The sequence below is a fragment of the Promicromonospora sp. NFX87 genome (genome assembly GCF_048564965.1).
Taxonomy (GTDB): domain Bacteria; phylum Actinomycetota; class Actinomycetes; order Actinomycetales; family Cellulomonadaceae; genus Promicromonospora.
Genome location: NZ_CP183413.1, coordinates 3,295,714 through 3,308,330, shown reverse-complemented (window position 1 = coordinate 3,308,330; position 12,617 = coordinate 3,295,714). Strand labels below are relative to the sequence as shown.

Genomic DNA, 12,617 nt, shown 5'->3' with positions numbered 1-12,617 from the left:
GGTCCTCGACCGCACACCGGACGGTGCGCGGTCGAGGACCGTGGTCGAGTTAGCTCCGTCGTCGTGAGGAGTCCGCCGTCAGGAGATCTTGCGGCGGTACGTGGCGGTGGCCAGGACGAAGGCGACCGCAAGGATGCCGACGCACCAGCCGAGCGCCACCCAGATGTCCGTGCCCACCGGCTGCTGGGCGAGGAGGTCGCGGATGGTGTCGACGATCGACGTCACCGGCTGGTTCTCCGCGAACCAGCGCACCGGTCCGGGCATCGTCTCGGTGGGCACGAACGCCGAGCTGACGAAGGGCAGGAAGATGAGTGGGTAGGAGAACCCGCTGGCGCCGTCCACGGTCTTGGCCGACAGGCCGGCGATGACCGCGAGCCAGGTCAGAGCCAGCGTGAAGAGAACCAGGATGCCCGCGACGCCGAGCCAGGCCAGCACTCCTGCTCCCGAGCGGAAGCCCATGAGCAGGGCCACCAGCACGACGATGGTCACCGAGACCAGGTTGGCGACCAGCGACGTCAGGACGTGTCCCCAGAGCACCGCCGAACGCGCGATCGGCATGGACTGGAACCGCTCGAAGATGCCGCCCTGCATGTCCAGGAACAGCCGGTAGGCCGTGTACGCGATACCTGACGCGATGGTGATGAGCAGGATGCCGGGCAGCAGGTAGTTCACGTAGCTGCCGGTGCCGGTGTTGATCGCGCCGCCGAAGACGTAGACGAACATCAGCATCATCGCGATCGGCGTGACCGCCGTCGTGATGATCGTGTCCGGGCTGCGGAGGATGTGGCTCAGGGATCGCCCGGTCAGTACGGCGGTGTCGCCGAAGAAGTGCTTGCTCATGGTCTCGTTCCTCACTTGTCCGTGCTGACGGGGCTGCTGGCGGTGTCGCCGGCGGTGTTCTCGCCGACGACGGCGAAGAACACGTCCTCCAGGGTGGGCTGCTTCTCGACGTACTCGACCTTGGCCGGCGGCAGCAGGGCCTTGAGCTCGGCGAGCGTGCCGTCGACGATGATGCGGCCCTGGTGCAGGATCGCGATCCGGTCGGCCAGCTGCTCGGCCTCGTCGAGGTACTGCGTGGTCAGCAGGACCGTCGTGCCGTTCCGGGCGAGCTCCTTGACGGCCTCCCACACCTCGATGCGGGCCTGCGGGTCGAGGCCGGTGGTGGGCTCGTCGAGGAAGATGATCGGCGGGTTGCCGATCAGGCTCATCGAGATGTCCAGCCGGCGCCGCATGCCACCCGAGTAGGTGCCGGCCTTGCGCCCGCCGGCCTCCGTGAGCGAGAACCGAGCCAGGAGGTCGTCGGCGATCTTGCCGGGGTTCGCCAGGTGCCGCAGCCTCGCGACCAGGATCAGGTTCTCGCGACCGGTGAGGACCTCGTCGACCGCGGCGAACTGGCCGGTCAGGCTGATCGACTCGCGCACGTCGGCGGCCTGCGTGGCGACGTCGTACCCGTTCACGCTCGCGGTGCCGGCGTCGGCCTTGAGCAGGGTGGACAGGATCTTGACGACCGTCGTCTTGCCCGCGCCGTTGGAACCCAGCAGGGCGAAGATGCTGCCCCGTGCGACCTCGAGGTCCACGCCCTTCAGGACGTGCAGGTCCTTGTACGACTTCTCGACGTTGCGCACTCGGATCGCGGGCTCGCGGCTCCGCTCGGTGTTCGTGCTCATGTTCTTCCCTTTCTGGGGAACGCTGGGGAACGGTTTTTGGGTAGGAGGTAGCCAGGAAGGTGGTTCGGGTTGGTTCTCGGGCCGACGACGCAGGCCCGGGCCTCAGGTCAGGCGGGGCTCACGCCCGGCCGGTGCTCGATGAGTTCGGGAAGGAAGTTCAGGGAGCCTCAGGGCCGCCGGACGATGACGTCGCCCCAGCCCGTGCTGGCGTGGATCTCCGCGGTGGCCTCGTTCTCGACGGGGCCGTCCGTGGGGGTGAGCTGGTTGCGGACGGTTCCGTGCTCCGACGCGATGTCGAGCCACGCGGCCGTGCCCTCGGGTACATCCACCTCGATCGAGCCGTAGGACGTCGTGAGCGTGACGCTGCCCGACTCGACCCGGTCGACGCGGATGCCGGCATGCGCCGACTTCACGCTGAGGGTGCCGTGGACGCGGCCCACGGTGATCTCGGAGTGCGCCCCGACGACGTCGAGCGTTCCCGTCACGGACCCGACGGTCGTCGTCCCGTTGCTGGCGCGGACGGTGCCCTCGCCGGAGAACTCCGTGATCCGGACGCCGCCGGCGCTCACCTTCATGGAGGTGGGTCCGGTGGCCCGGCCGACGACGACCGATCCGGCTGAGACCTTGAGGTCCAAGCGGGCCGCCTCGTCGATCCGGACGTCGCCGCCGTTGAGGGTGAGGTCGACGTTGCCGAGCAGGCCCTCGGAGTAGAGGGAACCGGCCTTGCCGCTGAGGTGCGAGCCGATCGGCAGCTCGATGCTGACCTTCGCGCCGCCGGCCGCGAACGGAAGGACGTACTGCTTCCAGGAGGACGGGTAGATGATCGTGACGGCGTCACCGTCACGCTGGACGCGGGTCTCCTCGGCGGCGCGCACCGAGCCCGACTTGGCGGGGTCGGCGGGCAGGACGGTCACGACGACGTCGTCGCGCTCGGAGGCGACCACGTGCAGGTTGCCGAAGGGCACGTCCACGACGACCGGGACGGGGCTGGTGGCGGGGAAAGTGGGCATGACGGCTCCAGGTGAGGACAAGGGCGGGAAGGTGAGAGGGCAGCGTGCGGGCTGCGGGGTGAGTGGTGTCCAAGTGGTGTCGCGACGGCGGGTCAGCGCACCCAGCCAGTGAGGCGGTTACCGCTCGGCAGCCCGGGGCCGGGCTGCGGGGCGGGACGCCCGGTGGGCTGGTCGAGCGCGGCGGCGACCGCCCGCACCAGCCAGGTGTTGACCGAGACGCCGTCACGGGCGGCGGCAGCCTCGGCCTGCGTCTTGAGGTGGTCGGGGAGGCGCAGGGTGGTGCGCGTGGTGGCGCCCGCGTCGGCGTCGGCTGCCGCGGTACCTGCCGACCCGGTCGGGTTGGGCGACGTCGCAGCCTGCTCGGCGACGGCGGTGGTGACGGCGGTGGGCACCGAGGCGGGCGCGGCGGCCGCGGGTGCCGCGACGACGAACTCGGGCTCGCCGCCGCGCAGCCGTACGTCGACCGAGCCGGGTGCGAGCTCCGCGGAGATCTCGCCGGCCGCGGCGGACAGGGCCTCGAGCAGGACGAGCCGGGCGGCGGCGTCGAGCGGAGCGGTCAGCCGTCCGGCGATCTCGCGCACCTCTTCCCCGCCCGCGGCAGCCGCGGTGGAGAGCTGGCGCTGCAGCTCGTCGACATATCTCGTGAGGTCCATGACCCCACTATGACACCACCCGTGGTGTCAGTGCAAGGTCTATGACGTCATCTGTGACACCAAAGCGGTGTCACGTGGTGTCGCAGGGATAGAACCGCAGGTCAGAGGCGTGATGCCTCAACGACCGCCCGGCTGGACGAGCCCGTTCTCGTACGCGGCGATGACGAGCTGCGCGCGGTCGTGCGCGTTCAGCTTGGTCATGACCCGGTTCACGTGCGTCTTGGCGGTGTGCGGGGAGATCGCCAGCAGCTCCGCGATATCGGCGTTGGAGCGGCCGGTACCGACGAGCGCCAGCACCTCCGACTCGCGTTCGGTCAGGTCGTGCAGCGCCCGCGACGGCTCGCTGGTGTGCAGCCGCTCGGACCGCACGTACCTGTCGATCAGCGTCCGGGTGGCGACGGGGGACAGCAGGGCGTCCCCGCGGTGGACCGCCCGGATCGCTGCGGCGATGTCGTCCCGTTCCGCCCCCTTGCCGATGAAGCCGCTCGCCCCGGCGCGCAGCGCGCCGACGATGTACTCGTCCTCCTCGAACGTGGTCAGCACGAGCACCCGGACCGCCGCGAGGTCCGGGTCCGCGCAGATCTCCCGCGTCGCGGAGATGCCGTCCATACCGGGCATCCGGATGTCCATCAGCACGAGGTCCGGACGGCGCTCGCGGGCCAGCGCGATCGCCTCGTACCCGTCGGCCGCCTCCCCGGCGATGGACAGGCCGTCGCTGTGCGTGATCAGGTCGGCGATCGCCGAGCGGATCAGCGCCTGGTCGTCGGCGATGAGCACGGAGATCACTGGTGGCTCCCTGGTACTGGGGTGGGCAGGTCCGCGTCCAGCGCCCACGAGCCGACGCCGGACCTGCCGTGGGTGAGCGTGCCGCGGACGGCCTCGACACGCTCGCGCGCCCCGGTGAGGCCGTGCCCGGCGGCGGCACCCGTGACCCGCGCGGGGACGGGGTTGACCACCGTGACGTGCAGCCGGTCCGGCAGGTACTCGAGCACCACGTGCGCACGGTGCTCGACGCCGTGCTTGTGGGCGTTGGTCAGCGCCTCCTGGATGACCCGCAGCGCGACGACGTCGACCGCGGCGGGCAGCTCGCGCGCCTCGCCGATCCTGCGCACCGTGACGTCGAGGCCGTGGCCCCGGAACTGCCGCAGGACGTCGTCGAGCTGGGCCAGGCCGACCGGTACGGCGCCCGGCCCGGCGCCGGGCGAGCCGGGGTCGCGCAGCGTGGCGAGCAGGTCGCCGATCTGGGTGAGCACGGTTCGCGAGGCCTGGCGGATGACGGAGAGCGAGTGCTCGGCGTCGTCGGGCCGCTCGCGCAGCGCGGAGCCCGCGACGCCCGCGTGCAGGTTGATGACCGCGATCTGGTGCGCGACGGCGTCGTGCAGGTCGCGGGCGATCGCGAGCCGGTCCTCGGCGACGCGCTGGTTGGCGAGGGCCTCCCGCGTCGCCTCGGCGCGCTCCGCGCGTTCGGTGATCGCCACGAACTGCTCGCGTTGCACCCGGATCACGTCGCCGAGCGCGCCGAAGAGCAGGATGAGAAGCATGAACTGCCCGAAGCCGCGGCCGATCGCGACGGCGGCCGCGGAGCTCACGAGGACGCCGGCGCCGAGCACCAGCCACAACGCACGACGGCGGGTCAGCGCGCCGCTCGCCGTGAACGCGGCGATCGCCACCGCGAGCACCACCCCGGGATTGAACAGCCCGGTCGGCACGCTGAGCCACACGAGGGCCACCGTCGTCGCGACGGTCAGCACCGGCCGTCGTCGGCGCAGCAGGAGCAGCACGGCCGCCACCAGTGCGATGGCGAAGAAGCCGCCGTGCCACTCCGGCATCCGGGCTTCCTCGACCGGGAGCGGGCTCGTCAGCAGTACCGCGAAGGATGCCGCGGCGTGACCGGCCCACGCGGGGATCCGGTGGGTGTGGCCGAGCTGCACGTCGTCGTTCCGTAGCATCTCGTCCCCCTGTCCGCAGTCCGCCCTTTGCCGGCTGCGCCCCGCCAAGCATCCCGTACCCGGCGGGTGCGCGCGTCCCGCCCAGGGGGTATGGGGGAGTACTACCAGCGCGGTACTCAAGAGTCATCGTCAGGGCGATTCGCGCGGGGGCGCCGTCGCCGAGAGTTGGTCACGTCAACAACTCCGGCACCACGAGAGAGGCGGCCGACGTGGTCTCCCCACTGCTCTCCGTCAGCAACCTGCACAAGACCTACGGCTCCGGCCCCAGCGCCTTCGAGGCGCTCCGGGGCCTGGACCTGGACATCGCCGAGGGCGAGTCCCTGGCGATCATCGGCAAGAGCGGCTCGGGCAAGTCGACGCTCATGCACCTGCTCGCGCTGCTCGACCGGCCGACGTCGGGCAGCATCACGCTCGACGGGACCGACACGTCGAAGCTCTCCGCCAAGCAGCTCAACCAGACCCGCAACAGCGCCTTCGGGTTCGTGTTCCAGCAGTTCTTCCTCAATGCCCAGGCGAGCGTGCTGGACAACGTGACCCTGCCGCTGAAGATCGCGGGCGTCGCCCGCCGCGAGCGCACCGCCCGTGGGATGGCGGCCCTGGCGCAGCTCGAGCTCGACGACAAGGCCGACAACAAGGCGAACGACCTGTCCGGCGGCCAGAAGCAGCGCGTGGTCATCGCGCGGGCGCTGATCAACGAGCCGCGCGTGATCTTCGCCGACGAGCCGACCGGCAACCTGGACACCGCGACGGGCACCGTCGTCGAGGACATCCTCTTCGACCTCAACCGCAGGCGGGGCATCAACCTGGTGGTCGTCACGCACGACGAGGACCTGGCGTCCCGCTGCGACCGCAGCATCTTCATCCGCGACGGCCTGATCGCCGCGCGCGAGGCGGTGGCGGCATGAAGATCGTCGACGTCGTGGGCACAGCCTTCCGCAACGCCTTCCGCTCCCGCCTGCGCACCAGCCTGACGGTGCTGGCCATCTTCATCGGAGCCTTCACGCTCTCCCTGACCAACGGCCTGGGCACCGGCGTCAACCGGTACCTCGACGACACCGTCGCCTCCGTGGGGGTCGACGACGTCATGACGGTCACGAAGACGAACGAGGACGCGCCGACCGACGGCGGTCCCACCGAGTACGACCCCAACCAGATCGAGGCGGACGGCCCGCCCGGGACGACGACCACCGCCCTGACCGACGACGACATCGACACGATCGCGGACGTCGACGGCGTGCTGAGCGTCGACCCGACCAAGAGCGTCCTGGCGGACTACGTCCAGCACGACGACGGGACGAAGTATCAGCTCTCGATCTCCCAGTTCGTGCCGGGGATGGAGGTCGAGCTCGCGTCCGGCCAGCAGGTCGACCTCGACGCCGCCGACCCCGAGCTCGTGCTGCCCGAGAGCTATGTCGAGCCGCTGGGCCTGGGCTCCGACGCCGACGCCGTCGGGCAGACGGTCACCCTGGCGGTCACCGACGGCACCGGGAAGCAGGTGACGACGGACGCGACAGTCGTCGGCATCGCCGAACCCGGCGTGGTCACGATGAGCGGCGCGATCCCGAACGACGTCCTCACGGAGAAGCTCTACGACCTGCAGACGACGGGGGCGCCCGAGGCCGAGACGGCGCGCTACGCGCAGGCCTCCGTGTCGTTCGACGCCGCGGCCGGCGAGGAGGCGACCACCGCCCTGCAGGACCGCCTCGAGGACGCCGGCTACACCGCCAGCACCCTGGAGGACCAGCTCGGCGCGCTCACCTCCGTCATCGACGGCATCGTGCTCGTCCTGAACGGGTTCGCCGTGATCGCCCTGATCGCGGCCGGCATCGGGATCGTCAACACGCTGTTCATGGCCGTCCAGGAGCGCACCCGCGAGGTCGGGCTGATGAAGGCGATGGGCCTGTCCAGCGGCCGCGTCTTCTCGCTGTTCAGCATCGAGGCCGTGGTCATCGGCCTGATCGGCAGCGCGGTGGGCGTGCTCGGCGCGATCGGCGTCGGACAGCTCGTGAACAGCGTGGCCGGGGACCTCCTGGTGGACCTGCCGGGCCTGACGCTCGTCGCGTTCGACCCGGTGAGCGTGGCCACGGTCGTGCTGGGCGTCATGGTCATCGCGTTCCTCGCGGGCACCCTGCCGGCCCTGCGCGCGGCCCGCCAGGACCCGATCTCGTCCCTCCGCTACGAGTAACGGTCACCGAACCGCTCAACCGTTGGCCGAGCTTGTCGAGACCCCGCGAGTCACTCGGGAGGTCTCGACAAGCTCGACCAACGGTTGAGCGGTGTGTTCGGGCAGAGATGCGGGTGGGGGCGGCCGGTGCCAGCGTGGACGTGTTGCCAGACCCCTACTGCACGGACGAGGAGCGGACGATGAGAGCACTCACATGGCAGGGCCGGGAGAACGTCAGCGTCGAGACGGTTCCCGACCCACGGATCGAGGAGCCGAACGATGCGATAGTGCGCGTGACCTCGACGGCCATCTGCGGGTCCGACCTGCACCTGTACGGCGTCCTTGGCGCGTTCCTCGACTCCGGTGACGTGCTCGGGCACGAGGCGATGGGCATCGTGGAGGAGGTCGGCTCGCTCGCGGGGAACCTCCGCGTCGGCGACCGCGTGGTGGTCCCGTTCGGGATCGCCTGCGGCCAGTGCTGGATGTGCACGCACGGCCTGCAGTCGCAGTGCGAGACCACGCAGGTCACGGCCGAGGACAGCGGGGCGGCGCTCTTCGGCTACACCAAGCTCTACGGGCAGGTTCCGGGCGGCCAGGCCGAGTACCTCCGGGTGCCGCAGGCGCAGTACGGCCCCGTCGTCGTGCCGGACGACGGCGCGCCCGACGAGCGGTACCTGTACCTCTCGGACGTGCTGCCCACCGCGTGGCAGGCCGTCGAGTACGCACAGGTGCCCGACGGCGGGTCGGTGGTCGTGCTCGGCCTCGGACCGATCGGCCAGATGGCCGCCCGCGTGGCCGCCCACCGCGGCGCCGGGCTCGTCATCGGCGTCGACCTGGTGCCGGAGCGGCTGGCGATGGCGGCCAGGCACGGCGTCACGGTCCTCGACTCCGAGCGCGACGACGTCCTGGCCGCCGTCCGCGACCTCACGCAGGGGCGCGGTCCCGACTCGGTGATCGACGCCGTCGGCATGGAGGCGCACGGCTCGCCGGTCGCCGAGACCATGCAGAAGGCTGTCGGCTTCCTGCCGGACGCCGTCAGCAAGCCGCTCATGGAGCGCGCGGGCACGGACCGCCTCGCCGCGCTGTACGCGGCGATCGACCTCGTGCGCAGGGGCGGCGTCATCTCCCTCTCCGGCGTGTACGGTGGCGTGCGGGACCCGCTGCCGATGCTGCGGCTGTTCGACAAGCAGGTGACGATCCGGCAGGGACAGGCGAACGTCCGGCGCTGGACCGACGAGCTGCTGCGGCTCGTGGCCGACCCCGCCGACCCGCTCGGCGTGCTCGACCTGCGGACACACCGCTGGCCGCTCGAACGTGCTGCCGAGGCCTACGCCATGTTCCAGCGCAAGGAGGACGGCTGCGTGAAGGTGGTGCTCGACCCAGCGGCCTGAGCGGCTCGCGCGGCTCGGTCGTCAGGCTGCAGGACTGTCAGGCGGCAGCGTCAGCCGCGGTCCGCAGGTCGGCGACGAACGCGTCGAACGTGGCGCCGAACTCCGCGCGGTCCCGCAGCCGCAGCAGCGCCGACGGGTGCGTGGTGATCAGCACGTCGTGCGGCTCGCCGTCGAGCAGCTGTCCGCGCTCGGCGCCGATCCGGACCGGGCGGCCCAGTACCGCTCGCCCCGCCGTCGCCCCGAGCGCCACCACCACCCGCGGCCGCACCGCCGCCAGCTCGGCCTCCAGCCACGGCACGCACGCGCGAATGTGCGCGACGTCGGGCGTCTTGTGCAGCCGTCGCTTGCCCCGCTCCGTGAACCGGAAGTGCTTGACGGCGTTGGTCAGGTACACCTCGTCGGGGTCCAGGTCCGCCGCGTGCAGCGCATCGGCGAGCACCCGGCCCGCCGGGCCGACGAACGGCTCACCCTCCCGGTCCTCACGGTCGCCCGGCTGCTCACCGACCAGGACGAGTGCAGCGTCGGCCGGTCCGGACGAGAACACCGCCTGCGTCGCCGGCCCCCACAGCTCGCAGCCCCGGCAGTCGTGCACCGCCCGGGCGAGCGACTCGACGTCGGCGCTCGCGGGCACCCACTTCTCGGCCCCGGGGCGGGCCGGCTTCGTTCCGGCAGTCGTGCTACCTGCAGTCGTGCTACCTGGCACGGGACACCTCCTCGCATCGGTGTCTCCAGCCTGTCCCTACCCTGGTCCGCTCGCTCTGCGTATGACACTCCACGCATAGCGGACCGGGTGATATCGAGGCACTATGACCCGGTGCCGATGGTCACTGGACAACAACATAGAGCTGAGATCCCCGGAGCGGACGCCGGGGTAGCTGGTGTGGACATCGGCGGGACGGGGTCGCGCCTGCGGGTCGACAACGGACGGCCCGGCGGGGTCTACGAGCTCACGGGCCCGCCCGCGACCATCGTGAACGGGCGCTCGACGGTGCCCGACGTGGTGCGGGGCCTCTGCCGCGAGTTCGCGGCCGAGTTCGGCGGGCGGCCCCGGGTCGCGGCGGCCGCCGTCGGGATGCGGGGGTTCCGGTCGCAGACGCAGTCGGGGAGCCTGGACCCGAACCGCGTGCACGACATCCTGGCCGAGGAGCTGCGCACCGACTCGACAGCGGTGTCGAGCGACGCGGTCACGGCCCACCTGGGTGCCCTCGGCCCCGGACCGGGCGCCACGCTCGCCGTCGGGACGGGCGCCGTGGCCGTGGCCTGCGACGACGTCGGCAGGTGGCACCTCGCGGACGGTATGGGCCCGCACGTGGGGGACAACGGCGGCGGCGCCTGGATCGGCCGGCGCGGGCTCGACGCCGCGGCCCGGGCGATGGACGGCCGCAAGATGGGTGCGTCGCCCGGTCTGGTCCAGTCCGCCGAGCGGCACTTCGGCCGGCGCGAGCAGTGGACGACGGTCAACGACGTCTCCCTGTTCGCCGGGTTCGCGCCGCAGGTCATCCAGGCGGCGAGCCGCGGCGACGGGGCCTGCCGCGAGATCCTCGACGAGGCGGCCCGGTCCCTGGCGGACGGGCTGTGCGCGGTGCTGAGCCACCCCGGCGTCGAGCCGGTCGCGGTGACCACGGGGAAGCTCCTGATGCATGCGCCGTCGTTCCGGTCCATGGTGCTCCAGCAGCTCCTGGAGAAGCGCGACGACGTCCGCGTGCAGCCGAGCGCCGGGCTGCCGCTCGACGGCGCGCTGAGCCTGGCCAGGATGCTGGCCGCGCACCCGGCCGTCGTCCGGGAGCACGTACCCCTGCTGGCGGTCCGGATCGGCGCCTCGGACTGGCTGGACGACTCCATCACCATGCCGCGCGTGGTGCTCCCGGTCGTCCGGCCGCAGCGCGCGGAGGGCGAGCCCAGTGCCTGGGCCGTCGAGATCCGCTCCGACTTCGAGTGGTCCGCCGACGAGCTCCTGGAGGACGTCGTCGGACCGGCGACACCCACCGCCGCCGTCGTGCCGCTGACCGGAGCGCGCCTCGTGGTCGGCCGGGCGTCGCGCAGCCGCGGCGTCGTGCCGGACATCGTGTGCGAGGACACCGGCGTGTCCCGCAGGCACTGCGAGATCAGCTGGGTCGACGGCGGCTGGAGCGTCGTCGACCTCGGCTCGGCCAACGGAACCTACGTCGCCCCGCGCGGCGAACCCGTCCCGGCGGAACCGCTGCGGTCGGGGGAGCGGCGCTGGCTGTCCGACGGCGACCGCATCTACGTCGGCGGCTGGACCTGCCTCACGGCGCGGGTCGTCACCGCGAACGTGCACTGAGCCGGTGCGCCGGGCTGAACCTGCTGAGCGGAGCCATGCCGCGGGCGAGGTAGTGCCGGGGAGCAGGTGCCAGGCCTGCTGAACTTCGTTCACCTGTGCCTTGGAGAATTCACCTGAGCTGAACAGTTCAGTACAGGTGACAAAGGTCACCATCGCTTCGGCGCTGGCTCGCGGCCCCAGGCTTGGTCGCCGAAGTAGAGCGCGTGTCCGGACACGCGCTCTACCTCGCCGTCTACTTGTCGGCGAAGTAGAGCGCCTGTCCGGACAGGCGCTCTACTTCGGCCGTCAGAAGCCTGGGGTCGGTGGCTGAGCCGAACGTAGATCGGCTCACCTGGCACGTGCTGCAGGGGTACGCCTTGCCTCGTCCGTCGGCGGATTCATCTGGACCGCTCCCGGCGCTGCTCCTAGGTTTGCGGCATGTCCGGCATCGAGCTCGCCCGCGCCTACTGGGCCGACGTCGTCCGCCCGATCCTGGACCGCAAGCTGCCCGACCTGCCGCGCGCCGCCGGGCGACTCGGCACCGGGTCGGACGTGCTGGGGCTCGACGACGAGACGTCCCGCGACCACGACTGGGGGCTGCGGCTGACCCTGCTGGTCCCGGCGGACCGGATCGCCGAGGTCGACCGGGTGCTGGCCGCGTCGCTCCCAGCGTCCTACCGCGGATCGCCGACGGCCTTCCCGCTCACCTTTGACATGACGGTCCGGCACCGGGTCGAGATCGCGGCGCCGGCCCAGTTCGTGCGGTCGCGCACCGGGCTCGACCTCACGGGTGGCGAGAACGGCGAAGGCGGCGGCGAGAACAGCGCTCTGCGCCTCACCGACTGGCTGTCGCTCACCGGCCAGTCGGTGCTGGAGGTCACGGCCGGGCCGGTGTTCGAGGACACGTCCGGCGAGATCACCGCGCTGCGCGACCGGCTGGCCTGGTACCCCCACGACGTGTGGCTGCACGTCCTGGCGGCGGACTGGACGCGGATCGCGCAGGAGCTGCCGTTCGTGGGCCGCACCGGGCAGCGCGGCGACGACCTCGGCTCACGGCTGATCGCGGCCCGGCTGGTCACTGCGCTCGTCCGGCTCGGCTTCTTGCTGGAGCGGCGCTGGCCGCCCTATCCCAAGTGGGCGGGGACGCTGTTCACGTGGCTGCCCGTCGCGCCGTCCGCGGGCGGACCCCTGGCGGAGGCGCTCGCGGCGGCGACCTGGCAGGAGCGGGAGGCGGCCCTGCACGCGGCGTGCGAGGTGCTGCACGAGCGGCAGCGCGCCGTCGGCCTGCCCGCGCTGGACGGGGCGGCCTGCGAGCCCTTCTACGACAGGCCCTTCACCGGGCTGCGTGACGTCGCGGGCGTGCTGCGCGCGGCGGTCACGGACCCGGAGGTGCGGGCGCTGGCGCACCGCGGGGGAGTCGAGCAGTGGGTGGACGACGTCGGGACCCTCACCGATCCCGGCGCGCGGCGGCGGCTCGCCTCGTCCTGACCGGCCCGCCGCGG

Annotated in this window: 12 protein-coding genes; 5 read left to right on the top strand and 7 right to left on the bottom strand. The window is 71.9% G+C overall.

The genetic code is table 11. The annotated features are described in order from the left end of the window. Positions 1-78: 78 nt before the first annotated feature. The 6 genes from ACNYC2_RS14920 to ACNYC2_RS14895 form a co-directional block, all read right to left on the bottom strand. A complete protein-coding gene (locus tag ACNYC2_RS14920) occupies positions 79-840 on the bottom strand; it encodes an ABC transporter permease (RefSeq protein ID WP_419702547.1) in 762 nt (253 codons plus the stop codon). An 11-nt stretch (positions 841-851) separates the two neighbouring features. Then, positions 852-1,667: an ABC transporter ATP-binding protein gene (locus ACNYC2_RS14915; RefSeq protein WP_419702546.1), complete on the bottom strand. Its 816-nt coding sequence runs from the start codon at positions 1,665-1,667 to the stop codon at positions 852-854. Between the two features lie 167 nt (positions 1,668-1,834). Continuing rightward, positions 1,835-2,677: a DUF4097 family beta strand repeat-containing protein gene (locus tag ACNYC2_RS14910; RefSeq protein ID WP_419702545.1), complete on the bottom strand. Its 843-nt coding sequence runs from the start codon at positions 2,675-2,677 to the stop codon at positions 1,835-1,837. 92 nt (positions 2,678-2,769) lie between these two features. Next, on the bottom strand, positions 2,770-3,330 hold the full coding sequence (locus ACNYC2_RS14905) for a histidine kinase (RefSeq protein WP_419702544.1): 561 nt from the start codon (positions 3,328-3,330) through the stop codon (positions 2,770-2,772). Positions 3,331-3,447: 117 nt separating this feature from the next. Then, the gene (locus ACNYC2_RS14900) at positions 3,448-4,116 is read right to left on the bottom strand and encodes a response regulator transcription factor (RefSeq protein ID WP_419702543.1); all 669 of its coding nucleotides are present in this window, start codon (positions 4,114-4,116) and stop codon (positions 3,448-3,450) included. Further along, positions 4,113-5,279: a sensor histidine kinase gene (locus tag ACNYC2_RS14895; protein WP_419702542.1), complete on the bottom strand. Its 1,167-nt coding sequence runs from the start codon at positions 5,277-5,279 to the stop codon at positions 4,113-4,115. The genes ACNYC2_RS14900 and ACNYC2_RS14895 overlap by 4 nt, the downstream gene beginning before the upstream one ends. 209 nt (positions 5,280-5,488) lie before the next feature. On the opposite strand from ACNYC2_RS14895, the gene ACNYC2_RS14890 reads away from it, so the two are divergent. The 3 genes from ACNYC2_RS14890 to ACNYC2_RS14880 all read left to right on the top strand — a co-directional run bounded on the left by ACNYC2_RS14890 (position 5,489) and on the right by ACNYC2_RS14880 (position 8,834). Then, complete coding sequence (locus ACNYC2_RS14890) at positions 5,489-6,184, top strand: ABC transporter ATP-binding protein (protein ID WP_419702541.1); 696 nt, start codon at positions 5,489-5,491, stop codon at positions 6,182-6,184. After that, positions 6,181-7,464, top strand: coding sequence for an ABC transporter permease (locus tag ACNYC2_RS14885; RefSeq protein ID WP_419702540.1), 1,284 nt, complete (start codon positions 6,181-6,183; stop codon positions 7,462-7,464). Before ACNYC2_RS14890 ends, ACNYC2_RS14885 begins: the two co-directional genes overlap by 4 nt. 179 nt (positions 7,465-7,643) lie before the next feature. Then, positions 7,644-8,834, top strand: coding sequence for a zinc-dependent alcohol dehydrogenase (locus ACNYC2_RS14880; protein ID WP_419702539.1), 1,191 nt, complete (start codon positions 7,644-7,646; stop codon positions 8,832-8,834). Between the two features lie 37 nt (positions 8,835-8,871). Here the strand turns inward: ACNYC2_RS14880 and ACNYC2_RS14875 are convergent, their stop codons facing one another. Continuing rightward, the gene (locus ACNYC2_RS14875; RefSeq protein WP_419702538.1) at positions 8,872-9,537 is read right to left on the bottom strand and encodes a UdgX family uracil-DNA binding protein; all 666 of its coding nucleotides are present in this window, start codon (positions 9,535-9,537) and stop codon (positions 8,872-8,874) included. Between the two features lie 177 nt (positions 9,538-9,714). Here ACNYC2_RS14875 and ACNYC2_RS14870 point away from each other — a divergent pair, with 177 nt between their 5' ends. Continuing rightward, a complete protein-coding gene (locus ACNYC2_RS14870; RefSeq protein ID WP_419702537.1) occupies positions 9,715-11,136 on the top strand; it encodes a BadF/BadG/BcrA/BcrD ATPase family protein in 1,422 nt (473 codons plus the stop codon). Between the two features lie 417 nt (positions 11,137-11,553). Then, entirely contained in the window at positions 11,554-12,603 is a 1,050-nt protein-coding gene (locus ACNYC2_RS14865; protein WP_419702536.1) for a DUF4037 domain-containing protein, read from the top strand. Positions 12,604-12,617: the final 14 nt, after the last annotated feature.

Bases quoted from the DNA above. Each gene is read 5' to 3' on its own strand.
- ACNYC2_RS14880 (WP_419702539.1), top strand. From the start codon at position 7,644: ATGAGAGCACTCACATGGCAGGGCCGGGAGAACGTCAGCGTCGAGACG.
- ACNYC2_RS14910 (WP_419702545.1), bottom strand. From the start codon at position 2,677: ATGCCCACTTTCCCCGCCACCAGCCCCGTCCCGGTCGTCGTGGACGTG.
- ACNYC2_RS14865 (WP_419702536.1), top strand. From the start codon at position 11,554: ATGTCCGGCATCGAGCTCGCCCGCGCCTACTGGGCCGACGTCGTCCGC.
- ACNYC2_RS14915 (WP_419702546.1), bottom strand. From the start codon at position 1,667: ATGAGCACGAACACCGAGCGGAGCCGCGAGCCCGCGATCCGAGTGCGC.
- ACNYC2_RS14905 (WP_419702544.1), bottom strand. From the start codon at position 3,330: ATGGACCTCACGAGATATGTCGACGAGCTGCAGCGCCAGCTCTCCACC.
- ACNYC2_RS14895 (WP_419702542.1), bottom strand. From the start codon at position 5,279: ATGCTACGGAACGACGACGTGCAGCTCGGCCACACCCACCGGATCCCC.
- ACNYC2_RS14885 (WP_419702540.1), top strand. From the start codon at position 6,181: ATGAAGATCGTCGACGTCGTGGGCACAGCCTTCCGCAACGCCTTCCGC.
- ACNYC2_RS14920 (WP_419702547.1), bottom strand. From the start codon at position 840: ATGAGCAAGCACTTCTTCGGCGACACCGCCGTACTGACCGGGCGATCC.